At 57.8% G+C, this 23,244-nt stretch carries 18 protein-coding genes and 1 tRNA gene; 15 read left to right on the top strand and 4 right to left on the bottom strand.

What is annotated here, in order from left to right:
- The first annotated feature begins 159 nt into the window (after window positions 1-159).
- From Q1B27_RS07640 to Q1B27_RS07600, 9 genes are read left to right on the top strand one after another with little or no spacing between them, the layout of a single operon-like run.
- Entirely contained in the window at window positions 160-1,236 is a 1,077-nt protein-coding gene (locus tag Q1B27_RS07640) for a glycine betaine/L-proline ABC transporter ATP-binding protein (protein WP_299846043.1), read from the top strand.
- Window positions 1,237-1,239: 3 nt separating this feature from the next.
- Entirely contained in the window at window positions 1,240-3,315 is a 2,076-nt protein-coding gene (locus Q1B27_RS07635; protein WP_299846040.1) for a proline/glycine betaine ABC transporter permease, read from the top strand.
- Window positions 3,312-5,642, top strand: a complete 2,331-nt coding sequence (locus tag Q1B27_RS07630; RefSeq protein WP_299846037.1) for a molybdopterin guanine dinucleotide-containing S/N-oxide reductase — start codon at window positions 3,312-3,314, stop codon at window positions 5,640-5,642. The genes Q1B27_RS07635 and Q1B27_RS07630 overlap by 4 nt, the downstream gene beginning before the upstream one ends.
- Window positions 5,639-6,820, top strand: a complete 1,182-nt coding sequence (locus tag Q1B27_RS07625; protein ID WP_299846033.1) for an aminomethyltransferase family protein — start codon at window positions 5,639-5,641, stop codon at window positions 6,818-6,820. The genes Q1B27_RS07630 and Q1B27_RS07625 overlap by 4 nt, the downstream gene beginning before the upstream one ends.
- Window positions 6,821-6,841: 21 nt before the next feature.
- Window positions 6,842-8,017, top strand: coding sequence for an iron-containing alcohol dehydrogenase (locus Q1B27_RS07620; protein WP_299846030.1), 1,176 nt, complete (start codon window positions 6,842-6,844; stop codon window positions 8,015-8,017).
- Between the two features lie 17 nt (window positions 8,018-8,034).
- Entirely contained in the window at window positions 8,035-9,462 is a 1,428-nt protein-coding gene (locus tag Q1B27_RS07615) for an aldehyde dehydrogenase family protein (RefSeq protein ID WP_299846027.1), read from the top strand.
- Window positions 9,463-9,489: 27 nt separating this feature from the next.
- Window positions 9,490-10,353 (top strand): CoA ester lyase, encoded by an 864-nt coding sequence (locus tag Q1B27_RS07610; RefSeq protein WP_299846024.1) that lies wholly within the window; start codon window positions 9,490-9,492, stop codon window positions 10,351-10,353.
- Window positions 10,354-10,356: 3 nt separating this feature from the next.
- Entirely contained in the window at window positions 10,357-11,133 is a 777-nt protein-coding gene (locus Q1B27_RS07605) for an SDR family NAD(P)-dependent oxidoreductase (protein ID WP_299846021.1), read from the top strand.
- Window positions 11,134-11,145: 12 nt separating this feature from the next.
- On the top strand, window positions 11,146-11,784 hold the full coding sequence (locus Q1B27_RS07600) for a glutathione S-transferase family protein (protein WP_299846018.1): 639 nt from the start codon (window positions 11,146-11,148) through the stop codon (window positions 11,782-11,784).
- Between the two features lie 10 nt (window positions 11,785-11,794).
- Here Q1B27_RS07600 and Q1B27_RS07595 read toward each other — a convergent pair whose 3' ends face one another.
- Window positions 11,795-12,682: a LysR substrate-binding domain-containing protein gene (locus Q1B27_RS07595; RefSeq protein ID WP_299846015.1), complete on the bottom strand. Its 888-nt coding sequence runs from the start codon at window positions 12,680-12,682 to the stop codon at window positions 11,795-11,797.
- A 169-nt stretch (window positions 12,683-12,851) separates the two neighbouring features.
- Here Q1B27_RS07595 and gcvH point away from each other — a divergent pair, with 169 nt between their 5' ends.
- From gcvH to selD, 5 genes are all read left to right on the top strand, one after another.
- Complete coding sequence (gene gcvH / locus Q1B27_RS07590) at window positions 12,852-13,211, top strand: glycine cleavage system protein GcvH (protein WP_299846013.1); 360 nt, start codon at window positions 12,852-12,854, stop codon at window positions 13,209-13,211.
- Between the two features lie 36 nt (window positions 13,212-13,247).
- The gene (gene selA / locus Q1B27_RS07585) at window positions 13,248-14,642 is read left to right on the top strand and encodes an L-seryl-tRNA(Sec) selenium transferase (protein WP_299846010.1); all 1,395 of its coding nucleotides are present in this window, start codon (window positions 13,248-13,250) and stop codon (window positions 14,640-14,642) included.
- Window positions 14,639-16,576: a selenocysteine-specific translation elongation factor gene (selB, locus tag Q1B27_RS07580; protein WP_299846007.1), complete on the top strand. Its 1,938-nt coding sequence runs from the start codon at window positions 14,639-14,641 to the stop codon at window positions 16,574-16,576. The genes selA and selB overlap by 4 nt, the downstream gene beginning before the upstream one ends.
- Window positions 16,577-16,579: 3 nt before the next feature.
- Window positions 16,580-16,675, top strand: a tRNA-Sec gene (locus Q1B27_RS07575).
- A 33-nt stretch (window positions 16,676-16,708) separates the two neighbouring features.
- Entirely contained in the window at window positions 16,709-18,910 is a 2,202-nt protein-coding gene (selD, locus tag Q1B27_RS07570) for a selenide, water dikinase SelD (RefSeq protein WP_299846004.1), read from the top strand.
- An 89-nt stretch (window positions 18,911-18,999) separates the two neighbouring features.
- On the opposite strand, the gene Q1B27_RS07565 is transcribed toward selD, so the two are convergent.
- The 3 genes from Q1B27_RS07565 to Q1B27_RS07555 all read right to left on the bottom strand — a co-directional run bounded on the left by Q1B27_RS07565 (window position 19,000) and on the right by Q1B27_RS07555 (window position 21,469).
- On the bottom strand, window positions 19,000-19,701 hold the full coding sequence (locus Q1B27_RS07565) for a hypothetical protein (RefSeq protein ID WP_299846001.1): 702 nt from the start codon (window positions 19,699-19,701) through the stop codon (window positions 19,000-19,002).
- Window positions 19,702-19,779: 78 nt separating this feature from the next.
- Window positions 19,780-20,235 carry a glycine/sarcosine/betaine reductase selenoprotein B family protein gene (locus tag Q1B27_RS07560; RefSeq protein WP_299845998.1) on the bottom strand — a complete coding sequence of 152 codons (456 nt, stop codon included), beginning with the start codon at window positions 20,233-20,235 and terminating at the stop codon, window positions 19,780-19,782.
- Between the two features lie 505 nt (window positions 20,236-20,740).
- Window positions 20,741-21,469: a FadR/GntR family transcriptional regulator gene (locus tag Q1B27_RS07555; protein ID WP_299845995.1), complete on the bottom strand. Its 729-nt coding sequence runs from the start codon at window positions 21,467-21,469 to the stop codon at window positions 20,741-20,743.
- Window positions 21,470-21,947: 478 nt separating this feature from the next.
- Between Q1B27_RS07555 and Q1B27_RS07550 the strand changes: the two genes are divergently transcribed.
- Window positions 21,948-23,240, top strand: a complete 1,293-nt coding sequence (locus Q1B27_RS07550; protein ID WP_299845992.1) for an ABC transporter substrate-binding protein — start codon at window positions 21,948-21,950, stop codon at window positions 23,238-23,240.
- Window positions 23,241-23,244 lie beyond the last annotated feature (4 nt).

Here is a 23,244-nt window from a genome sequence, read left to right as displayed (position 1 = left end):
GATGCATTGCTTTGGATCGGGGCGGATTTATTGACTGGCCGCCCCGATCACCAAACAGATTTCGTTTGCCACATCTGACCAAACCGGCAACGGTTTCATCACGCGTGACATGATCCATACAATTGAGACGCAATACAGCCCTTCGATCCGGAGCATCAGATGAAGACCCCGACCAATGACCATAGTGACATAAAACTGTCATGCCGGAACGTCTGGAAGGTCTATGGCAGGCAACCCGAACAGTTCTTCGAGGGTACGCAGGGGCGTGTAACTGACGCCGTCCAACATTCAGATGCCATTCGCGATGCGGACCATATCGTCGCAAATGCAGATGTCAGTTTTGACGTTCACGCCGGTGAAATTTTTGTAATCATGGGGCTTTCTGGATCCGGCAAATCAACCATCGTGCGCTGTCTTTCCCGGCTGGTTGAACCAACGGCAGGGGAAATTTTGCTGGATGGCGAAGACCTGCTGAAGAAATCCGATGCCGAGCTGATCGACATTCGTCGTCACAAGATGGGCATGGTGTTCCAAAGCTTTGGTCTGATGCCGCATCTCAATGTCATCGATAACATTGCCTTTCCGCTGAAACTGCAGGGGGTCACCGAGACTGAGCGCTATGCACAGGCCGAACGTGTGATCGAACTGGTCGGATTGGAAGGCCGTGAAAACAACTTCCCCAAAGAGCTGAGCGGCGGCCAGCAACAGCGCGTGGGCATCGCACGTTCGTTGGCGGTTGAGCCGGATGTCTGGTTCCTGGACGAACCCTTTTCAGCGCTTGACCCGCTGATCCGCAAACAGATGCAGGACGAATTCCTTCGCATTCAGGAAAAGCTGCATAAATCCATTGTTTTTATTACCCACGATTTCCAAGAAGCCCTGCGCATCGCCGACCGCATGGCGATCATGCGCGACGGGGCGGTGGTGCAGATCGGGCGCCCGATTGACCTGATCCTGAACCCAGCTGACGGTTACGTCCGCGAGTTCACACAGGACGTCCCGTGGGAACGTATTTTGCGCGCCGAAGATATACTTGATGATACGGCCTCAGAAACCGCCGAGCTGAAACGTGTCGCTAGGGGGACGTTGGTGGAAACACTGCTGCCCAGACTGGCCGCTAATAACAGCGGTGTTGTCGTAGAAGGGGAAGACGGCTCTGTCCTTGGTGTTGCAACGGCGCGCGGTCTTACGGCGGCACTGGCCGCTGGCTGTATTCCGGCACCCGAGGAGGCATAGGGCATGCCGTTCAAATTCACCCGTGGCGATTTGCACTGGCTGGGTGTGATTGGCGTGACGCTATTGTGTCTTGCCCTTCAGGGTGAATGGACCTGGCTGGCCAAGTATCCCAAGGATCTGATCCTGCCGATTGCCGACTGGCTCAACGCCATCATGGATTGGATCGTCGCCTATCTTGGCTGGTTCTTCCTCGGTATCTCCTGGGCGCTGGAATGGCCGATCAAGGCGGTGCGTTTTGTGCTTAACGCGTTGCCCTGGTCGGTGACGGCTTTCCTGTTTTGTACTATCGCCTGGGCGGCGTCGGGGTGGAAGCTGGCGGCGTTCACGCTGTTCTCGATTCTCTACATGCTGGTTATCGGCTACTGGGCCGAAAGCATGAACACCTTGTCACTGGTGGCCATCTCGGTGCCGCTGGCCATTCTCGTGGGCTTTGCCTTTGGGGTCTGGGGGTTCTTTTCGAACCGCGCCGAGCGCGCGATCATGCCCATGCTGGACGTGCTTCAGACGGTGCCATCCTTTGCCTATCTGCTGCCGATCCTGATGCTTTTCGGCTTTGGCACGGTGGTCGGGCTGATTGCCAGCGTGCTCTATTCCTTTCCACCGATGGTGCGCAACACCATCGTGGGCCTGCGGGGCGTGTCGCCCGAGGTGATCGAAAGCGGGTTGATGTCAGGGGCCAAGCCCAGTCAGCTTTTCTGGCAGGTGCGCGTGCCCTCATCGCTCAGACAGCTTCTTCTGGGTGTCAATCAGGCGACGATGGCCTCGCTTTCCATGGTGATCATCGCATCCATAATCGGCGGTACCGCCGATATCGGCTGGGAGGTTCTGTCGACCATCCGCAAGGCCCAGTTCGGCGAAAGCCTGCTGGCTGGCATGGTGATTGCGCTGATGGCCATGGTGATTGACCGGATCACTGTCGGCCTTGCGGCCCGGTCCGGGGATTACGACCCCGACGCCAAAAGCTTTGCCCAAAAGTACCGTATCTGGATTGTCGCGGCGCTTGGTGCTGCCCTGTTTTTCGTTCTGGCGCAGATCATTGGTGACCTGAACGAATGGCCGCGCGCATGGGAAGTCAGCCCCGCCAAGGGGATGAATGACGGGTTGACCTATATGGTGGTCAATTTCCGTGATGAGATCGAAGCCGTCAAGAAACTGGCCTTCTTCTTTGTCATGCTCCCCGCCAAGATCGGCCTTCAGGGCGCTGTCAGCCCCTTCACCTGGGGATTTGAACTGACGCTTGCGCACAAGATCGGCTATGCGCTTGTCATGACTGGTCTGGCCGGATGGGCCGGTTACCGCGGCAAGGTCAATGCCGGTATTGCGATCCTGATCTTTGCCATCGTGATCTATTTCGGTCTCACAGGAATGCCCTGGCCTGCGCTTTTGCTGATCTGTGCCGTGGCGGGCTGGAAAATCGGTGGGCGCGCTCTGGGCCTTGGGACTGCATTGGGGCTTGGCTTCATCGTCGTCACCGGCATCTGGCCCGAGGCGATGTTGTCGATCTACCTCTGTGGTATCGCCGTGCTCATCTCTTTCCTCGCAGGTACAGCCATTGGGATCTGGGCCGCACATAACGATACGGTTTCAGCCATCGTGCGCCCGTTCAATGACACGTTACAGACGATGCCGCTGTTTGTGCTGCTGATCCCCTTTGTGATGGTGTTCAAGATCGGCGAATTCACTGCCCTTCTGGCTATCATCGCGTATGCGATTGTCCCTGCCATCCGCTATGCCGAACACGGGCTGCGCAGCCTGCCTGCGACCGTTATCGAAGCCGCCACCATGATCGGGGCCACAAACCGTCAGATGCTGTGGCAGGTTAAGGTCCCGCTTGCTTTGCCGGTGATGATGCTGGGGCTGAACCAGACCATCATGTACGGCATTGCGATGCTGGTGATTGCTGCTCTTGTTGGTACCAATGGCCTTGAACAGATCGTCTATATCGGCCTCAGTGACGGCGATTTCGGGGTCGGTATCATCGCCGGGATCGGCATGGCGATCATCGCCATCATCACCGACCGCATGACCCACGCCTGGAGCCGCAAGCGTCAGGAAGAACTGGGATTGAGTGTCGAATGACCCGGCAAGACGATCTGCCATTGACGAGCTCGCATTGGGGCACCTATCGCGCGCGGGTGGGTAATGGTCGGGTGCAGGAATTGCAGGCCTTTGAATATGATCGCGATCCTTCGCCCATTGGTCCCGGCATACTGGATGTACAGCACGGCCCCACGCGGGTGGATGCGCCGATGGTGCGGGAAAGCTGGCTGACGGGCGGGCCGGGAACCCGGACGGACCAGCGCGGTACCGATCCTTTTGTCGAAGTGAGCTGGGACAAAGCCAACACGCTGGTCGCACAGGAACTGAACCGGGTGCGCAAGACGTATGGCAATCAGGCCATCTTTGGCGGGTCTTATGGCTGGGCCAGTGCCGGGCGGTTCCATCACGCCCAAAGTCAGCTCAAGCGGTTTCTGAACTGCATCGGCGGCTTTACCAGCTCAAAATACACCTATAGTTTTGCCGCGGCCGAGGCGATGGTGCCGCATATCCTTGGAAGTTTCCGCGATTATCTGGATACCTGCACCAGTTGGGATGTGATCCGCGATCACACGCAGCTTTTTGTGTGTTTCGGGGGGGTGCCTCTGAAGAACGGTCAGATCAGCCAGGGCGGTACCGGCTGTCATGTCCAGCGCGACGGCCTGCTTGCGGCCGGAAAGGCCGGCATTGATTTCGTCAACATCAGCCCGCTAAAATCCGACGTGCTGGATGATGTGGGCGGCGATTGGCTGGCCTTGCGTCCGAATACGGATGTGGCGTTGATGCTGGGGCTGGCTCATACGATCGAGATGGACGGTTTGACTGACCGATCCTTCCTTCAACGCTACGCAGAAGGGTTTGACGCCTTCCTGCCTTATCTGATGGGCGACACCGACGGCACACCAAAGACGGCGGATTGGGCTGCGGATATCTGTGAAATTCCCGCGGACACAATCCGCGCGCTGGCGAGGCGCATGGCGGCCGAGCGGACGATGATCTCGGTCAGCTGGTCCCTGACCCGGCAAGATCATGGCGAACAGCCATTTTGGATGGCAATCACGCTGGCGGCAATGTTGGGTCAGATTGGGCTGCCCGGCGGGGGCTTTGGCTTTGGTTACAGCGCGATGAACTTCATCGGGGGCAATCATACGATTATCCCTGGGGCATCCTTTCCTCAGGGGCAGAACCCGGTTAAGGATTTTATCCCGGTGGCGCGCATCACGGATTTGCTGATGCAGCCCGGAGAGCCGTTTGATTTTGACGGCGTACGCTATGAATACCCTGACACGCGGCTGGTCTGGTGGGCGGGGGGCAATCCGTTTCACCACCATCAGGATCTGAACCTGATGAGGCAGGCGTGGCAGAAACCCGACACGATTATTGTCAACGAATGGTGCTGGAACCCACTGGCCAAACATGCCGATATTGTGCTGCCCTGCACCACGCCACTGGAGCGCGACGACATGGCAATGACCCCGCGCGATCCATACGTGGTGTCTATGTCCAAGCTGACCGAGCCCAATGGGCAGGCACGCGACGACTATGACATTTTCACAGATATTGCCCGTACGATGGGTGTCGCAGATGCCTTTACCGAAAGGCGCAGCAAAGCCGACTGGCAACGCTGGATTTACGATCAGACACAGCAGAACTGTGCTGATCAGGGCATTGAAATCCCCCCCTATGATCAGTTCATCAAGCAGCGCTGGTTCAAGCTGGATGATCCGGCCAAGCCCATGATCATGCTGGAGGGTTTCCGCGCTGATCCTGTTGCCAATCCTCTGGCCACCCCCAGCGGCAAGATCGAGATTTTCTGTCAGAGTGTCGCCGATTTCGGGTATGAGGATTGCCCCGGGCATCCGGTTTGGCGCGCGCCTTATGAATGGCTTGGCGCTGTGGATGCGTACCCTCTGCACCTGATCTCCAACCAACCCCGCGACAAGCTGCATTCGCAACTTGATCATGGCGGTGTGAGCAAAGCCAAAAAAATTGCGGGGCGAGAACCGCTACACATCCACCCTTATGATGCCGCGATGCGCGGATTGAAGGATGGCGATATCGTGCGCTTGTTCAATGACAGGGGTGCCTGTCTGGGCGGGGTTGTGATTGACCCGGGCATACGCACCGGCGTGGTGCAGATGAGCACCGGCGCCTGGTATGATCCGGATGAAAACGGCCTGTGCAAACACGGTAATCCCAATGTCCTGACTCGCGACAAGGGCACCTCGAAACTAGGCCAGGGCCCGAGCGCGCATTCCTGCCTGATAGAGGTTGAACTTTTCACCGAAGCGCCGCCCAAGGTCACCGCCCATGAGCCTCCTTCCATCATTCGACCCAACACACTTAACGATCCAGAGATTAAGACATGAGCAACCTCCAGGAAGCCTCCGACCTGCAAAACAACGTTTCCATCAGCGCCCGCCGCTTTGAGGAATCCCCCTTTATCGAACGCACCGATTGCCCGGAAATGATCCGCGGCGTCTATGCCGGGCGCTACTTCCCGATCTTCACCGGCGAAGACTATCTCGAAAAATACTGGTGCCTGCGCCAGAAGGCGCTGATCTTTGACGTGCCCGAAAAGCCCATTGAAATCTCGGGGCCGGACGCTGTGCCCTTCCTTGAAAAAGTACTTGCCCGCAAGGTCGCCACCATGGCTGAAGGGCGCGGATACTATGCCATCGCCTGCACGCCTCAGGGCGGTGTTTTCATGGACGGTGTCATGTTCAAACTCGGCGAAAATCGGTTCTGGTACGTTCAGGCCGATGGCCCGTTCGAGGCATGGCTGATGGCGCATTCCGGAGGCTTTGACGTGAGCATTTCCGACCCGCACAGCCGAGTGCTGCAAATTCAGGGGCCGACGTCGATTGAGATCATGAAAGCGGCGTCCGGAGGGGCGATTGACGAGACCCTGAAGTATTTCCGTTCGGGTTATTTTGATCTGGGTGGTCAGACCCTTTATGTCTCGCGCACCGGGTTCACCAATGAGCTTGGATTCGAAGTCTACTCTGACGGGGCCAAAACCGATCACCTGGCACTCTGGGATCATTTGATGGCCTGTGGGGAACCACATGGCATGGAATTCTCATCGACCCGTGCGCTGACTATCCGCCGGATCGAAGGGGGCATCCTTGGCAACCTGACAGACATGACGCCGGACATGACACCGTACGAGGCGGGACTGGCCCCTTTTATCAATATGGAAAAGGGCGATTTCGTCGGGCGCGATGCCCTGGTGGGCAAGGATACGCGGTCCTGCCTGTTTGGTCTGACATGCGCCACTCAAACCCCTGCTGCGGGCAGCGTGGTTATGGAGGGTGACACCGTGGTCGGCCGGATCACCGCCGGCATTCCGTCACCCACTCTGGGCGTTGGGGTGGGCTATGTGCATTTCAATGCACCCGGCGATTGGGTCGGTCGCACCCTTTCTATGCGCCTGCCGGACGGCAGCCTGCACAGTGGCGACATCGTCCAGCCACCGTTCTTTGACCAAGAAAAGAACATTGTGCGCGGTGTAGACCGCAGCATCCCCGAACGCCCTGCAATCTGACCAAGCGAAGCAATACATATCATGACTGACACAGACATTCTGGAACCGCAGGATTGGACGTTCCCAATCCCCATTGCCTATGGGCCGGGCCGACTGTCCGAAATCGGGCAACGTTGCGCCGCTATTGGGCTGTCCAACCCGTTGATCGTGACCGATAAAGGCAGCCGTGACCTACCCTTTATCCAACCATTGCAGGGGTTTATTTCCGAGGCCGGGCTTGGGTCAGGCCTATTCTCGGATATCTCGCCAAATCCGCGTGACGATGAGATCGGTGCAGGGCGGAGGGCCTTTCGTTCGGGCGGACATGACGCGATTATCGCCATTGGGGGCGGGAGTGCCATGGATGGCGGCAAAGCCATCTGCCTGACCGCTAGAAACGACATAGATCTTTGGGATTTTGAATGGGAGAAGCCACCGGCGGAGATCGGTCCTGATCAGGCTTTTCCAACCTTGATCACCATTCCCACCACTTCAGGCACTGGGGCCGAGACCGAAAGCACGGCGATGGTCACCCATACTGGCAAGGGGATGAAGTTCTGCATCTGCCATCCGCAATTGCAGCCGTCTCTGGCGCTGCTGGACCCGGAGCTGACGGTTGGCCTGCCCGCCAACCTGACCGCATGGACCGGGGCTGATGCCATGGTGCACGCGATCGAGGCCTATTGCGTCCCGGGCTTTCACCCGCTTTGCGATGGTCTGGCGTTGGAAGGTCTGGCGCTGGTTGCGAAGTGGTTGCCCGTGGCCGTGCGCGAGCCTGAAAACATGGCAGCACGTGGCGGCATGCTGGCCGGGTCCTGTCTGGCAGGGATTGCCTTCCTCAAAGGCCTTGGGCATGTGCATGCGATCTCGCATATGGTGGGGGCCGAATTCAATACGCAGCACGGGCTGACCAATGCGATTATCCTGCCCGTGGTCTTGCGGTTCAACCTGCCGGGCATGGAGGACAAAGTGAAACGCATGGCCGATGCGATGGGCCTGCAGGACGCCTCGGTTGACGCCTTCATTGCCGAGATTGAACGGATGCTGGACGACATCAACATTCCCCACGCTCTCAGCGGGATCGGCGTCCCTTCCGATTGCGCAGCTCGAATTGCCGAAAAGGCCTTGCAGGACAGCGCGGCAGGCACCAACCCCCGCACCGCCAGCATCTCCGAGATGCGCACACTTGTCGAAACAGCCATCGCCAAGGCACGATGAATAGGGACATGGTATCAATGGATAATCTTCTGAAATTCTATATTGGCGGGCAATGGGTTGCACCGGCCTCGGACGCAACGATGCCGGTCATGAACCCGGCCACCGAAGAACAGATCGGCACCGTGGCCATGGGCAATGCCGAGGATGTAGACAGGGCCGTTGCCGCGGCGAAATCCGCATTTGACAGCTTCTCTCAAACCAGCAAAGAGGAACGCTTGGCGCTATTACAGCGACTGAAGGCGGTCACCGAAGACCGTATCGAGGATCTCGCCCAGGCCATGCGCATGGAAATGGGCGCGCCAATCTCTATGGCCCGCGATGCGCAGGCTGATGCCGCTATTGGCCACCTCCAGGGCTTTATTGATGCGCTGGAGATGCTTGATGAGCGCACGACACTTGCCAATGGCGATATTCTGCTTCGCGAACCAATCGGTGTGTGTGGCCTGATCACGCCGTGGAACTGGCCGATGAACCAGATCGCGCTCAAGGTCATTCCGGCGCTTGCAACGGGGTGCACCTGCGTTCTGAAACCCTCGGAACACACGCCGGTCTCGGCCATGGTCTATGCCGAGATTATTCACGAGGCGGGCTATCCAGCAGGTGTTTTTAATGTGGTGCATGGCGACGGGGGCAACGTTGGCTCTGTCTTGTCCCGTCACGCGGATGTGCAGATGATGTCCTTCACTGGGTCAACCCGTGCGGGTACAGCGGTGACGCGTGATGCCGCTGAGACGGTCAAGCGGGTGACGCTGGAACTGGGTGGTAAATCCCCCAACCTTGTTTTTGCGGATTGCGATCTGGAAGAACGCGTGAGCGCATCCGTGCTGGAGTGCATGTTCAACACCGGCCAATCCTGCGATGCCCCTACGCGGCTTTTGGTGGAGCGATCCTGTTATGACGAGGCGCTGAAAATCGCAAAACATGCGGCAGAGTCTATCGCAGTCGCCGACCCCGCCGAAGAAGGCGATCACATCGGCCCGCTGTTTGACCGCATTCAGTACGACCGCGTTCAGGCCATGATCCAGGTCGGGATCGACGAAGGCGCCACCCTTCTGTCGGGGGGCCTGGGTAAACCTGACGGGTTTGAAACCGGCTGGTTCGTCCAGCCCACCCTCTTTGCCGATGTCCGCAACGAGATGAGGATCGCGCAGGAAGAAATCTTTGGCCCGGTATTGGTGATCATCCCGTTCGAAGATGAGGACGATGCCATCACAATGGCCAATGACACGCCATACGGGCTTGCCGCCTATGTTCAGACCGGCAGCTCGGCCCGCGCGGAGCGCGTCTCTTCCCACCTCCGCGCCGGTGCTATTCACATCAACGGCGGGGGATTCAACTATGGCTCGCCCTTTGGTGGCTACAAACAGTCCGGCAATGGCCGCGAAGGCGGTTTGATGGGATTGGAAGACTATCTTGAAACAAAAACCCTACATGGGATCGCCTGACCGGAACTGGCTGACAGGAAGGAAGTGATGACAATGACTGCACGCATCCCGCGCCCCCGCCGGAGTTTTATTTTCACGCCGGGGCTGCGGCCTGATATGTTTCCCAAGGCGTTGGCGTCTGGTTCGGATATCGTCTGTGTCGAGCTGGAAGACGGGATTGCGCCCAAGGACAAGGCCGAGGCCCGCCAAAAGGCTCTTGCCCTGTTCGAACAGCCGCAGCCCGATGACGGTGTGGAACGTATCGTGCGGATCAATTCGATGCGTGAACGGTTCGGGATTGAGGACGTACAGGCCATACTGGCTACGGATACCCCGCCACCCGCGTTGATGATGCCGAAAGTGCGTACGTCAGATGAGGTAGTGATGCTCGATCAGCTGCTGACCGAGGCGGGGCATACGACGCGGCTGCATGTGATCATTGAAACGAATGAGGGGCTGGAGGCGGCGTTCGAAATTGCCAAGTGTTCAGACCGGATCGATGCGATGTTCTTTGGCGGGGTGGATATGGCGGCCGAACTGCGTTGCCATAACACGTTCGAGTCGATGATCTATGCACGTTCTCGCGTGGTCCATGCCTCGGCCGCAGCCGGTCTCGATGTAATAGATGTGCCGTTTCTTGATCTCGACGATCCGGTCGGGATGCGCGTTGAAGCCGAGAAAGTGCGCGATCTGGGCTTTGCGGGCAAAGGCTCGGTCCACCCAAAACAGATCGCCGCGCTCAACGAAGTTTTTACGCCAACCGAGGCGCAGATCACCCGCGCCCGCCGCATCATTGCCGAGTTCGAGGCGGCAAATACCGGGCTTGTCGTAATCGACGGCAAGCTGATCGAAAAACCGGTTCTGCGCGACATGTACCGCATTGTCGCCATCGCGGACAGGATGGGAAGATGAGGAATGGGCCACGATTGCACACCGGGCTCTGCCTTGCCTGAGGCTACTGAACGTCAAGGCATCTGCGCCATTGTTGGCGCTGGTGAAGGGCTTGGCGCGGCATTGGCGGAAAGGTTTGCCCGCGGTGGATATGACATCGCGTTGATCTCTCGATCCGAAGAAAGCTGCGCAGCGGCACGCAACGCAGTACGGGCAGGACGGCCGACCACTCGAGTATGGCACCGCAGCGCTGACGCAACTCAGCCTGCATCCCTCGAACGGACACTATCCTCGCTGTCGGCGGACATAGGCCCGATTGATGTGCTGATCTATAATGTCAGGGGCGAATTCACGAAATGTGACCCGCTGGACATGACCTATGACAGGATGGAAGATACCTTCCGCCTTGAGGTAGTGGGGGCCTTTGCTGCCGCGAAGGCCTTGTTGCCTGAGATGCGTGCGCGTGGGCATGGAACGTTCTTTTTCTCAAGTGCGACAGCGGCGTTCCGGGGTTCGGCCACGCATCCGGCTTATGCGATTGGGAAATTTGGCCTTCGGGCGTTATCGCAGAGCCTGACAAAAGCCTATGCCAAAGACGGGGTTCATATCGTGCATGTGAGGCTCGATTGCGATCTTGACGTGCCGATCATGCAAGGGATCTATGGCACGGCCCGCGATAAGGCGGCTTTGGCGGACCCCAATGATGTCGCTGAAACCTATTGGCTGACACTTCAACAGCCCAAAGGGGCCTGGAGCAACGAAGTCGAAATCAGGCCGCATACCGAAACATGGACCTACTAGGGGACCACACGGATGTATAAACTGTTTTACGCACTCAAGAGCGCCTCCATGGGCGTCCGTGTTTTGCTGGAAGAAATCGGCGCGCCTTATGAGCTTATTGAGACATCGGTCAAGATGGACGAGCCGCGCCCGCTAGAGCAGCTGGCGGTCAATCCCAATGGCTGGGTCCCGGTCCTGTTGTGGGAAGATGGCGCGATGTATGAATGCGCCGCGATCACGATGTTTCTGTGTGACCGGCATCCCGAGGCAGGGTTGGCCCCGGCCATTGATGTTCCGGCGCGGGCGACGTATCTGCAAACGCTGGTCTATTTCTCCAACTCGGTTCAGAACGCTTTTCAGCTGACTTATTACCCGGACCGTTTTGTTGACGCGTCCTGCGATGAAGCAAGCGCGCAGCGGCGGGGCAACCGACGGCTCAGGGAAACCTGGACGGTGATCGACGATCAAATCGGTGACAAAGAATGGGTGCTTGGCACTCAATTCAGCGCGGCCGACATTTATCTTTTCATGCTCACGACGTGGCTGCGCACGTCTAAAGGGCACCCGAGCATGTCCGAATTTCCTAATGCTAAACGTATCGCTGACAAAGTGCTGCAACGGCCAAGCGTGCAGCGTGTTTACAAACCCTGGATCGCAAATCCGCAATATTGAATAGTTTGCCCTAAGGTGGCCGGTTAAAGGCCGAGAGTACTTGTGCCGCCAGTGCTTTGGCGTTTTCGCCCGGGTTGATGGAGGTTCGCAGAATGATTTGCGTGTAGGGAAGCTTGGGCAGGTCCTCGTTCACGCAGATGGGTTGGTTGCAGTTGGTTATACGGCTCAGCGGTAATGCCGCCACCGCAAGATCCGCCCGAACCGCTGCAAGCTGCGATTCCGATACGTTTGAAAGATAGGCGATCCGATAGGGAATGCCTGCGCGTTTCAAAGCATCGAGCGCGGCAAGGCGCCATGGGCAACCCACAGATGCGACCGCCAGACGCAAGGGTCGTTCCTTGTCTCGATGTCCGTTTCTATGGTTGGCCCAAACCAAAGGTTGTTCATGCAGCAGCCGGTCTCCTTCTTCGGGTGGTGCGCCGCCGCCGACCGTCAGAATTGCAATATCCAGCTCGTCTTTGGTCAGCATCGCAGCCAAATCCTGAGCGTCGCCGGAGACAATCTCAACGGTGACGCTGGAATGTGCTTGTGAAAATCCGGCCAGAATTTCGGGCATGCGGGTTTCGGAATTTTCCAGACAGATGCCGACGCGGACCACCCCCTCGATATCCGGGCATTGCATTTCGGCAATGGCGGTATCGTTTGCCTGCACAATGCGGTGCGCATGGGGCATCAGACGTTCGCCAATCGCAGACAGGCGCATGGCACCCTCGGCACGTTGAAACACAGGTGCGCCAACCAGATTCTCCAGCTTTTTCATCTGCATAGACACAGCCGCAGACGACCGCGCAACACGTTCAGATGCGAGCTTGACCGAACCGGTATCAGCCACCGCGATGAACGTCTTCAACACGTCAATCTCAAATCGCATCGAGCCGGGGATCAAAGGAGCATTCATGTTGTCATCTTCAGCATTACTTAATCTACCTGTCAACAAGTTTTGCTTGCCTAAATGTTGAAGGCCGGGTCAACCTTGACTTTCGATACATGAATTTCGTGCCCTTGAGATGCTGGGCAGGTTGCCAAGACCTGTGCAACGCAAGTGCGCCCAACGGGAAAATAAGCTGATGAAATATACCGAAGAACATGACTGGCTCAGGGTCGACGGCGAAGTCGTCATTGTCGGGATCACAGATTATGCAGCGGAACAGTTGGGGGATGTTGTTTTTGTGGAACTGCCTGAACCCGGCACGCAAGTCAGTCACGGCGATGAGGTCGTCGTCATCGAAAGCGTCAAAGCGGCAAGTGGGGTTTCGGCCATGTATGACGGTGAGGTTGTCGCGGTGAATGATGCGCTGGTGGATGCGCCCAATCTGGTGAACGAAGACCCCACCGGTGCCGCATGGTTTTTCAAGATCAAACTGGCTGACATGGCGGTTCTGGACGGCCTGATGGACGAGGTGGCCTATAAGGATATGATCGCCTGAACCACTTCGGATCGCAGCAACGCCAAAGGAGCTGAGATGACGCGCATCGATGCGCCAAAACACCTACCGTCAGTGGATCGCCTTGTGAACACGCCAGCTGTACAGGACTTGGTACGTGATCATGGCGCGGCCCTGGTCATACGCTGTGCGCAGGGCATCTTGGAACAGGCACGCCAGAGCTTGCTGGCAGGCGAGTCTACGGATATGTCGGCGCTGGTCCAATCGCTCTCTGACGAGACAGACCGCGTTTTACGTCCGTCGCTCCGGCCAGTCTACAATCTGACAGGCACAGTGCTGCACACCAATCTTGGACGCGCGTCGCTGCCCCAATCCGCGATACAGGCGATGGTCGAGGTTGCGCGTGGTGCCAGCAACGTGGAATTTGACTTGGACACTGGCAAACGCGGTGATCGGCATAGGCATGCCGAAGCTCTGCTGTGCCAGTTAACCGGGGCAGAAGGCGCGCTTGTTGTTAACAACAATGCAGCAGCTGTGTTGCTGACGCTCAACAGCCTGGCGCAGCGCAAAGAGGTGCCGGTGTCACGGGGTGAGCTGATCGAGATCGGCGGAGCCTTCCGCATGCCAGACATCATGGCCCGTGCAGGCTGCAAGCTGGTGGAAGTTGGCACCACCAATCGTACACATGACGCCGATTTTGAGGCTGCGATTGGCCCCAGAACTGCCTTGCTGATGAAGGTTCATACCAGCAATTTTGAAATGCAAGGCTTCACCAAGAACGTGTCGGAACAAGACCTTGCCGAGATCGCACATCGCCATGATCTGCCCCTTGTCACGGATCTGGGCAGCGGCACTCTGATTGATCTGGAACCCTACAATCTACCGCATGAAACAACCGTCACCGAGGCCTTGCAAGCCGGGGCCGATCTGGTGACCTTTAGCGGTGACAAGCTGCTTGGCGGACCGCAGGCAGGCATCATTGCCGGCCGTCGCGATCTGATCGACAGGCTCAAGCGCAACCCGATGACCCGGGCCATGCGGCCCGACAAACTCACCCTGGCCGCCCTGCAGGCCGTTCTGCAGCTCTACACCAACCCCGAGCGGCTGGTGGAAGAGCTGCCGGCACTGCGCCTTTTGATGCGTGACCCTGCAGAGATTGAACACTTGGCGATGCGTCTGGTCATCCCCGTTCAGGAGTGTTGCCGACCCTTCGACGTTGCGGTGGCGCAGACCTACGCCCAAGTGGGCAGCGGAGCCTTGCCCATTGATAGATTGGAAAGCACAGCGTTGAAGATAACGCGGCCTGATCTGCGCCGCCCCGGAGCCGTTCTGAACAGGCTCGCGAAGGCCTTTCGGGGCTTGCCGGTTCCGGTGATCGGGCGCATTTCCGATGATGCCCTGTGGTTTGATCTCAGATGCCTCGAAGATGAAGACGGTTTTGTTGAAAATCTGGCGGGCCTGACGGCACAATGATCATAGCAACGGCAGGACATGTGGACCACGGCAAGACCGAGCTGGTCAAGGCGCTGACCGGCGTGGATACAGACCGTCTGCCCGAGGAAAAGGCCCGTGGCTTGTCTGTGGACCTCGGGTTTGCCTATCACAGTCTGCCCGATGACGATGCGATTTTGGGGTTTGTCGATGTTCCGGGACATGAGAAGTTCATTCGCAACATGCTGGCCGGTGTCGCCGGCATCGATCTGGGTTTGCTTGTGGTCGCTGCCGACGATGGGGTGATGCCGCAAACACGCGAGCATCTGGCCATACTTGGCCTGTTGGGTATGCGCCACTACATCGTCGCACTGACCAAGATTGATCGCGTCTCACCTGCGCGCGTTCAGGAGGTTACGGATCAAGTGAGCGAACTCCTGGGGGAGGGAGGACATGAAGGCACTGCCATCTATCCCGTCTGCGCGCCCGATAACGAGGGAATCGACGCGCTGATGAAAGCACTTCGGGCGCGCAAAAAGGAGGCGCGCAGCCGGAGTGTAGATCACCATTTCCGCATGGCCATTGATCGGGTGTTTACACTCAAAGGCATTGGCTTGGTTGCGACGGGTATGGTGTTTTCCGGCGCCATCCACACCGGCGACGAGCTGATACTCTCGGCTGATGGGTCCAGTGTCAGAGTGCGCGGGATCAGAGTGCACAATAGTGAAAGCAACTGTGCCAAAGCCGGTGAGAGATGCGCGATAAACATTGCTGGGCGCGGCCTAAGTGAACACCGGATCCGGCGGGGAAACTGGCTCATGCAGTCCAGCCTGTATGCCCCGACGCGGCGTATCGACGTCGAGTTGCAGGTGCTGGAGAGCGAAGATGGTCCGCTCAAACACTGGACCCCCACGCATCTGCATATCGGTGCGGACCACCTCTCGGCTCGAGTCGCGGTATTATCGGGCGGTGCCATTCCCGCAGGCGCGTGCGGATTGGCGCAACTGGTGGCATCGCGCGACGCCTTCGCCCTTCATGGTGACCATTTTGTGCTGCGCGATCAATCTGCGCAACGCACCATAGCCGGTGGTCGGGTGATTGATCCGTTTTCCCCCAAACGTGGCCGCGCCCGGCCCGCCCGGCTCGCAGCCCTGAACGCCCTGAGGCATTCATCAACCCTTGCTGCACTGCGTGCATGGACTGAGGTCAGTGAAACCGGCGTCCTGATCGCGCCGTTTTCTGTTGCGCACAATCTTCCCGCCCCCCGGATCGACACCTTTGTTGACGCGCTTGGCTTGCAGCGTGTGGGCCAAGGCCCTGATCAACGGGTTTTCTGCGAAACACAATGGCAGGCATTACAGGCCAAAATTGTCCAAGCCGTTGAAACATTTCACCTGTCCAGACCGACGTCGCCCGGTGCAAGCATCAAGGACATTCGATTGTCACTCGCCCCCCGGATCGAAGTCGCTGCTCTTGAAGATGCCTTGGCCGCCCTGACCAAGGATCAGCGGTTGTGCATGCGGGGCAATCGCTTTCATTTGCGGTCGCACAGTATCCAATTCTCCAAACGCGACCAGCAGCTATTGGCACGTGTGGCTCCCAAACTGGCACCACAGTCAGGTACGCCGCTCAGCCTACATCATGCCGCAGAAGATCTGTGTGTTGATGTCAAAACGCTCGAAGCGGCATTGAAAACGGCCTGCAAATTTGGCGATATGGTTCTGATTGGCAAAAATCGCTATGTCCCGAAACCCTATCTGACCAAGCTCGGGGCCGTTGCCGAGCGGTTGGCGACACATTGCCCCGACGGCTATTTCACGACAGTTGACTATCGAGATCAGACTGAGCTGGGCCGAAATTTTGTCATAGATGTTCTGGAGTATTTCGACCGGGTGGGCTTCACAGAAAGGAACGGTAATGTGCGGCGCATTCGGCGTTCCGCCGACAATGTTTTTAAGGTACCACATGATGGTTAGAATGGAAGAGGATCGCACCCTGGTGGGGCGCCTGGATTTCAAATCCAGTGAGGGGCGTACAACGTCTCTGGTGGGTTCGACTCCCACGCTCTTTCGCCAACCCCAATCGATGCGTTTAGCGGCGCGGTCCGGATGATGAAGCAACTGCATTCAGTCGAGCACGACCTGGTGTTGGTGGGCGGGGGTCACAGCCATGTCGAAGTATTGCGCCAATTCGCCATGCGCCGCCCTGAAGGGGTGCGACTAACGCTCATTTCACGGGATATCGAGACGCCCTATTCCGGAATGCTGCCGGGCTATCTGGCAGGACATTACCGGTTTGATGAATGCCATGTGGACCTGTCTCCGTTTGCAATGGCGGCGGGGGCGCGAATGTATCAATCACGCGCGGTCGGTTTGGATTTATCAACTGGTCGTGTGCTGTGCGCGGATCGTCCGGCAGTGGCGTTTGACACGGTGTCCTTCGATATAGGCTCTACCCCGGCGCTTGCCATGATAAAGGGGCGCGACCATGCCCTGGCCGTCAAACCCGTTCATGCCTTTCTGGATCAATGGCATCGCGTAGAGCCGGATTTGCTTGCCCTTGATCGGGAGGTTGAGCTTGTGATCGTCGGCGGTGGCACGGGCGGTGTCGAGGTCGCGTTGTGTCTGCATCACCGGTTGAGCGCGGCGCTTGAGAGGGCGCAAAATCCCCATCGGATGAACATTCATGTCATCACCGACAAAGCAGACATTCTGACCAATCATTCAGCATCGGTGCGTCGACGCCTGCGAGCGGCGCTTCGGCGCAAAAACATACGTGTTCATACCGGGCAGGTGGTGGATTGTATCAGACAGAACGCTGTTTATGGCCCGGATGGGTTCAGGCTGTGCGCGGATGCCAAGATAATCGCAACACATGCCAGCGCACCGGGATGGTTGCGCGACACAGGTCTCGCGCTGGACGGCGCCGGGTTCATCCGCGTGAACACGCGGCTTCAGTCGGTTTCAGATCCGCGCGTCTTTGCTGCGGGTGATATCGCGTCGTTTGATCCGCCGCTGGCGAAGAATGGTGTTTATGCCGTGCGACAAGGCCCGGTTCTGGCAGAAACACTGCTGAACAATCCGGGCACCAATCCTTCGGCACATTTTTCGCCGCAGAAAAGAACCCTTGCGCTGATATCCACCGGGGATCGCAATGCGATTGCCTCATACGGGCCCTTGGCGATGGAAGGGGCCTGGGTTTGGCGCGTGAAAGACTGGATTGATCGGCGTTGGATGGACAAATACCGTTTGTCGAACATGAAGCAGGTCTCCGAGATGTCATCGATGCGCTGTGGCGGCTGCGGCGCAAAAGTATCCGCCGACATACTGGGCCAGGTGCTGTCGGAATTTCAGCCCGACAAAAATCACGACGTCCTAATTGGCCTTTCAGCGCCTGATGATGCCGCGGTGATCCGTCCGCCGCCGGGTAAGGTGGCCGTGCAGACAGTGGATCATTTCAGAGCCTTCATTGACGACCCGTATCTTTTGGGCCGGATCGCCTCGACCCATGCTTTAAGCGATGTCTATGCAATGGGCGCTGAGCCCAGCACGGCGCTGGCCCTGGTCACGCTACCTTTCGCAACAGAGGCCGCTTTGGCGGAGGACCTGCGTCAGGTGCTGAGCGGAGCCCATGAGATCCTGCGCGATGCAGGTGTCCGGCTTGTGGGAGGCCATACCGGAGAGGGGCAGGAGATGTCATTCGGCTTGTCCGTCACAGGATATGCCGATGAAGATAAACTGATGACAAAATCCGGTCTGCGCGACGGCGATGTGCTGATCCTGACAAAACCGCTGGGGACAGGTGCCTTGCTCGCGGGCTGGATGCAGGGCCGTGTCAGGCATGACGACCTGCAGGCCGCTATTGCGTCGATGCTGGTCTCTAACGGAAAATCCGCCCGTATTTTTGCGACGTATGATGCGTCCGCCTGCACTGATGTGACAGGGTTTGGCTTGTTGGGCCATCTCGGAGAAATGGTCTTGGCATCGGATGCCCATGTGGTGATTGACCCGCAGCGCCTTCCGATACTGCCGGGAGCAGCTACAATTTTGAAAGAAGGTGTTCAGAGCACGCTGCACCCTGGCAATCGCGAAGCCGCTGAAAGGTATATTGGTCACGATTTCAACGATGAAGATGCTGAAATTCTCTTTGACCCGCAGACCTCCGGCGGATTGCTTGGTGCGTTTCCGGGCCCGTCTGCCCCGAGAGTGATCGACGCGCTCAGGCAGGGAGGCGCTATCCACGCCACCGCCATAGGATACGTGACCACAGGTAAGCCCAGTTACATCAGTTTGGGCCAATTGCAGCACTGAGTTGAACATCCTGCCTTTGCCCATCAGGGGGCAAAGATCAGTGTCGTGACCCAAGCCGTTCGCGATTCGGCCTGCGTTGCCAACATAGGTTACCAGCCTGCCGCTGATGTTCCCGGCAAGGGACCTTCTGACCAGAAACGTGGCGCCATCAGGGACATTTCGACAATCTGAAGCATCACCTTGTTATCGGATGCGATCGACACAGCTTCGAGCAAAAGCAGCATCCGTCCGGCCTTACTTTCCTCCCAGAACCATTTTCCCATCAGTTCCAGATCATCGATGCCATCGCGGTGGGTGCGTGTCTCGGTGTAATAAGCCTCAAGATCTTCGACCACGAGCTTCAGCAGCGGAATGGCCGGCATACCTTTTCTGGGGCTTTGGGGAATCTCCCCGCCCAGGAACCCGGACACGAAGGGCGCGAACTCTTCGATGGCGAGACCGCTGGCCCCAACCGTTGTACGCCCCCGCGCAGCAACAGCCCTGTCATAGTCGGGTCGAAGAGCCTCCATTTCGGCCTTCACCTCGGCCAGAACGGTATCCACATCCCCAATATCATCGATACTCAGCACAAGCTCTGGCGGCAGGGCATACCCCATACGTCCGTCTTTCACCGGGATGACCTCCGGGAAATCCTCGATCACTGGCCCGGTGGGCGCGTCAAGCAACTCAAATGCCGCGCGTATGACCTTTTTCTGGAACGCCGGGTCATTCGGCTTGCCCATACCGCGCCCCATCGGGAAGTCCAGAAACAGGGACCGGGGTGGTTTGATCGCCTCAATATGCTCACGCACAAAGCCAACCAGAACAGTCGATAAGCCCTCGGATTCAAAATAATGAGCTAGCCCGCACACGGCGCGCGTACAGAACGGTCATATGGGGATCAGGAAAACCGTATTCACGCCATCCTGTTTCATTCTCGCCGCGGCTTGACGGGCTGATTTTTCCATGGTGACCGGGTCGGCTGCCCCCATGAAAGAATAATGCTCATCTGCAACCGAACCGATTTCGCCGTCACTGGCCATCTCTTCAAGCCGATCAAGCGGAACGATTGTGTTCAGGTCCTGCTGCCAGGCCGAACGATCAAACTCGACGGCCACATGGGTCATCACCAGATCGCGGTCTGTCTTGTGAAAGGCCCGGTAATCCTTGGCCAGCCAGGAAAATGGTTTGTCCTCACGTTTGTGCACGGCTGCTGTCGAAACAATCGATATCCGCCGCTCCTTCGCTGGTACTGGGCGCATCCATGAGGGGTCGTCTGCAACCGGCAAGTCGAGATTTGAAATGAACCCCCGGCCCACTGCGGGCATTTCGGATATCTTGGTCACATAAATTCTCCTGCATTAGCACAAAGAGCCGCGCTGACTTACAATGAAACGGCAGAGGCAATGCGGCAAGCGAAACATATTGAACTTGATATTCAGCATGACTGAAGAGTTTGAGCCGGTATCAACCGCAATGACGACCTCCCTTGGTTTGACCGTGAACCGACAGGGCAATAGACAGCAAGGGTTTGGTATTCAGACAAACGCAAAGGCGCACATCTGCCAAAAGCCGGGCTTAGCGCGCGCCACAGCGAAAGCACGGATGATGTTGGCCACGCAGCTGAGCCGCCAATAACTGTCATTTGGGTTAAGACATCGAAGTTAGAATCGTCTCGCAACCTGTGAATTATCCGCTTCAAAGTTGCTGCGTCATTCACGAATGATCGGATACGACGCTGCACTGCATCGCAGATTTTTTGTGCCCGCGCAGAAGAATCCACGCAGCGAGCGCGCGCAGCAAAATATTGACACTTCCGCTCAGGGCTCTGAGCCGTCATTGGCGAGAATATTAGAATTCCTGCAACAGCAGTTGCTGTTCTTCCACCAGGTGCAGTTTGATGAACTCCACCGCTGACGCTACATCACGGGAGGCGATGGCGTTGAAGAGCGTGTTATAGCGTTTCTGGTAGTCCTGAATGCGCTTGGGGGTCAGGTTGCGGCGTCGCAGCTTGGTGCGGAAGCTTTGGCGATACGTGTCGATCGACAGCTTGTAACAGGACGCCAGCAGCGGGTTGCCGGTGCCCTCGGCGATCTGCATGTATATCTTCTCTTCCAACTCGATGAATTGATCCACGTCGGTCTGGATGGTTTCGATTTTCGAAAGGGTCTCGCTGAGTTCGGTGATCATCCGGGGCGTCATGTTGACGACCGCAAGGCGCACCATTTCAGGCTCAAGAATGCCGCGCACGACAAGGTGATCCAGCGGGCTGGTCTCATCCGCGACGGAGTTCGCGGGCGCGTTGCGCGGTGTGCTGGAGCGGTAAGTGACAAAGCTGCCCGATCCGGCGCGGCGACGGATGACTTTCTGGGTTTCCAGCACATCAAGCGCCTCGCGCACGGTGTTCCGGGCGACACCCAGTTCCGAGGCCAGCGTGCGCTCCGAGGGCAGGCGGGTGTCGATCGGGTATTCTTCGGATTTGATCCGGGCGAAGAGCGTATCGACCACGATCTGCACGGTCGCGCCAATGGGCTGTGACGTGACAATGGTCGAAGCGGTTTCGTCGATATTCTTGTTCATCTGGATCCTGGCAAGCGATTGCCCCGATTGAGCTTGGCATATACCATAGCGGGGTCGTCTGTGGGCGGGAAGCGAATTGCGCCAATTTGATCGCCGGATGCGGCAGGCGGCGGGCCGTCTGCCAAGCCGGGAGGGGGCCGGTTTGAACCAGTATAGCGCAAATCAGGCCGAATTGGTACTTTGTGACCGGATTTTATGTGGTCTGACAGCCGAACCGTTAACCTTATGAGTTTGTGATGGAATTTTCCAAAATTGGTTCACTCAAGGAACCGAAATTGCACCAAAAAAGCCAGTTTTGGTAAAAAAGGAACCAATTTTCTTGGCAGATCGTGGGATGTCTGTTAGCGTTTCGGTATGAGACCAAACCAATTTGCGCGAACTGGTTCTCTTGCTTCTGACATTCAGGGCGGTCGTGCACGGAACGGTCTTGCAAAGATATCCGCCCGGCAAACGGGCAGGGCAATATGGGAGAATTTCAATGTTATCGAAGATTGTGAAATCGGGCCTGACGCGCCGGACCTTCCTGCAATCGACTGCGGCCGCTGCCGCCTCATCCAGCCTGCCGCGCGCGGCGCTGGCGGTGGACAAGGTGATCAAGATCGGCTTTCTGGCGCCGTTGACCGGCCCGGTGGCGGCCTGGGGCAAACCTGGTCTGGACGGTTGTGAAATCTGGGCCGAGCGGGTCAATGCCGCGGGCGGTATCAAGCTGGGCGATGGCGATTACATGGTCGAGTTCGTGGGCTATGACAACGAATATGACCCGGCCAAGGCGCGCACGGGTGCCACCAAGCTTATTCGCGAAGATGGCGTGAGCTTCATCATGATGCTGGGTGGTGATACCTGGCCCGGCGTGCAGCCGGTGGCCGACAAGACCGGCATGCTGTTTTCGACCCTGCTGCCCAGCGACCTGAGCCCCGACACCACGACGCTGATCGCGCCCGCCGAGGTGCATCCGATCTACAACGTCACCGGTGTCGAATGGCTGGCCGAGAACAAGCCCGAGTTGAAGACCGCCGTGATGTGCGCGCAGGACGATGCGCTGGGCCTGCCGTCGGTTGCGACCTACCTTGCGGCGTTCGAGGCGGCGGGGATCGAGATGCTGGACGATCCGCTGCTGTTTGATCCGGCGACGACCGATTTCGCGCCGGTGGTGACCAAGTTGATCTCGGGCAATCCGGATATTGTCTGTCTGGATACCTGTTATTCCGACTATGTGCATCCCATCGCCGAGCAGCTGTTCCAGCAGGGTTATGAGGGTCAGATCATCAGCTGCACGGCGGATTTCTATGACCAGATGATCGAGAAGACATCGGAAGAGTTTCTGGAAGGTTTTGTCTTCCAGTTCCCGGATTTCGACGACATGGCGTTGAATGCCGAGAACATCAATTTCGAGGATCCCAACGGCTTCTATTTCGAGTTCAACAAGCGCTACCCCGGTCAGTGGGGCGCGGTGAGCTGGGAATATGCCAGCATCATGGACCTGTGGAAGGCCGCTGCAGAAAAGGCCGGATCGGCCGAGCCCGACGCGGTGATTGCCGCGATGAAGGACGGTGGCACCGGCAAGCACGCCTTTGGCGACGCCAGTTGGTGGGGCGAAGAGCTTTTTGGCATCGACAATGCTCTGGTCGGCGACTGGCCGGTGGTCGTGATCGAGAGCGGCAAGGCCAGGATCAAGGAATTCCGCAACATTCCGGCCTGGTATGACAAGCATGGCGATCTGCTGGTCAAACACATGAAGGCGTATGACCAGATGTGGGACCAGCGCAGCTGATCCC

Source organism: uncultured Roseovarius sp. (genome assembly GCF_947489715.1).
Lineage (GTDB): Bacteria > Pseudomonadota > Alphaproteobacteria > Rhodobacterales > Rhodobacteraceae > Roseovarius.
Note: the sequence above shows the minus strand (reverse complement) of the source record. Positions and strands in the feature narration are given on the sequence as shown.

Excerpts from the sequence above, each read along its gene's own strand:
- Q1B27_RS07625 (WP_299846033.1), top strand. The coding sequence starts at position 5,639 with ATGAGCAACCTCCAGGAAGCCTCCGACCTGCAAAACAACGTTTCCATC.
- Q1B27_RS07630 (WP_299846037.1), top strand. The coding sequence starts at position 3,312 with ATGACCCGGCAAGACGATCTGCCATTGACGAGCTCGCATTGGGGCACC.
- Q1B27_RS07555 (WP_299845995.1), bottom strand. The coding sequence starts at position 21,469 with ATGAACAAGAATATCGACGAAACCGCTTCGACCATTGTCACGTCACAG.
- Q1B27_RS07605 (WP_299846021.1), top strand. The coding sequence starts at position 10,357 with ATGGGCCACGATTGCACACCGGGCTCTGCCTTGCCTGAGGCTACTGAA.
- selB (WP_299846007.1), top strand. The coding sequence starts at position 14,639 with ATGATCATAGCAACGGCAGGACATGTGGACCACGGCAAGACCGAGCTG.
- Q1B27_RS07610 (WP_299846024.1), top strand. The coding sequence starts at position 9,490 with ATGACAATGACTGCACGCATCCCGCGCCCCCGCCGGAGTTTTATTTTC.
- Q1B27_RS07615 (WP_299846027.1), top strand. The coding sequence starts at position 8,035 with ATGGATAATCTTCTGAAATTCTATATTGGCGGGCAATGGGTTGCACCG.
- Q1B27_RS07640 (WP_299846043.1), top strand. The coding sequence starts at position 160 with ATGAAGACCCCGACCAATGACCATAGTGACATAAAACTGTCATGCCGG.
- Q1B27_RS07550 (WP_299845992.1), top strand. The coding sequence starts at position 21,948 with ATGTTATCGAAGATTGTGAAATCGGGCCTGACGCGCCGGACCTTCCTG.
- gcvH (WP_299846013.1), top strand. The coding sequence starts at position 12,852 with ATGAAATATACCGAAGAACATGACTGGCTCAGGGTCGACGGCGAAGTC.
- Q1B27_RS07635 (WP_299846040.1), top strand. The coding sequence starts at position 1,240 with ATGCCGTTCAAATTCACCCGTGGCGATTTGCACTGGCTGGGTGTGATT.
- Q1B27_RS07600 (WP_299846018.1), top strand. The coding sequence starts at position 11,146 with ATGTATAAACTGTTTTACGCACTCAAGAGCGCCTCCATGGGCGTCCGT.
- Q1B27_RS07595 (WP_299846015.1), bottom strand. The coding sequence starts at position 12,682 with ATGAATGCTCCTTTGATCCCCGGCTCGATGCGATTTGAGATTGACGTG.
- selA (WP_299846010.1), top strand. The coding sequence starts at position 13,248 with ATGACGCGCATCGATGCGCCAAAACACCTACCGTCAGTGGATCGCCTT.
- selD (WP_299846004.1), top strand. The coding sequence starts at position 16,709 with ATGATGAAGCAACTGCATTCAGTCGAGCACGACCTGGTGTTGGTGGGC.
- Q1B27_RS07620 (WP_299846030.1), top strand. The coding sequence starts at position 6,842 with ATGACTGACACAGACATTCTGGAACCGCAGGATTGGACGTTCCCAATC.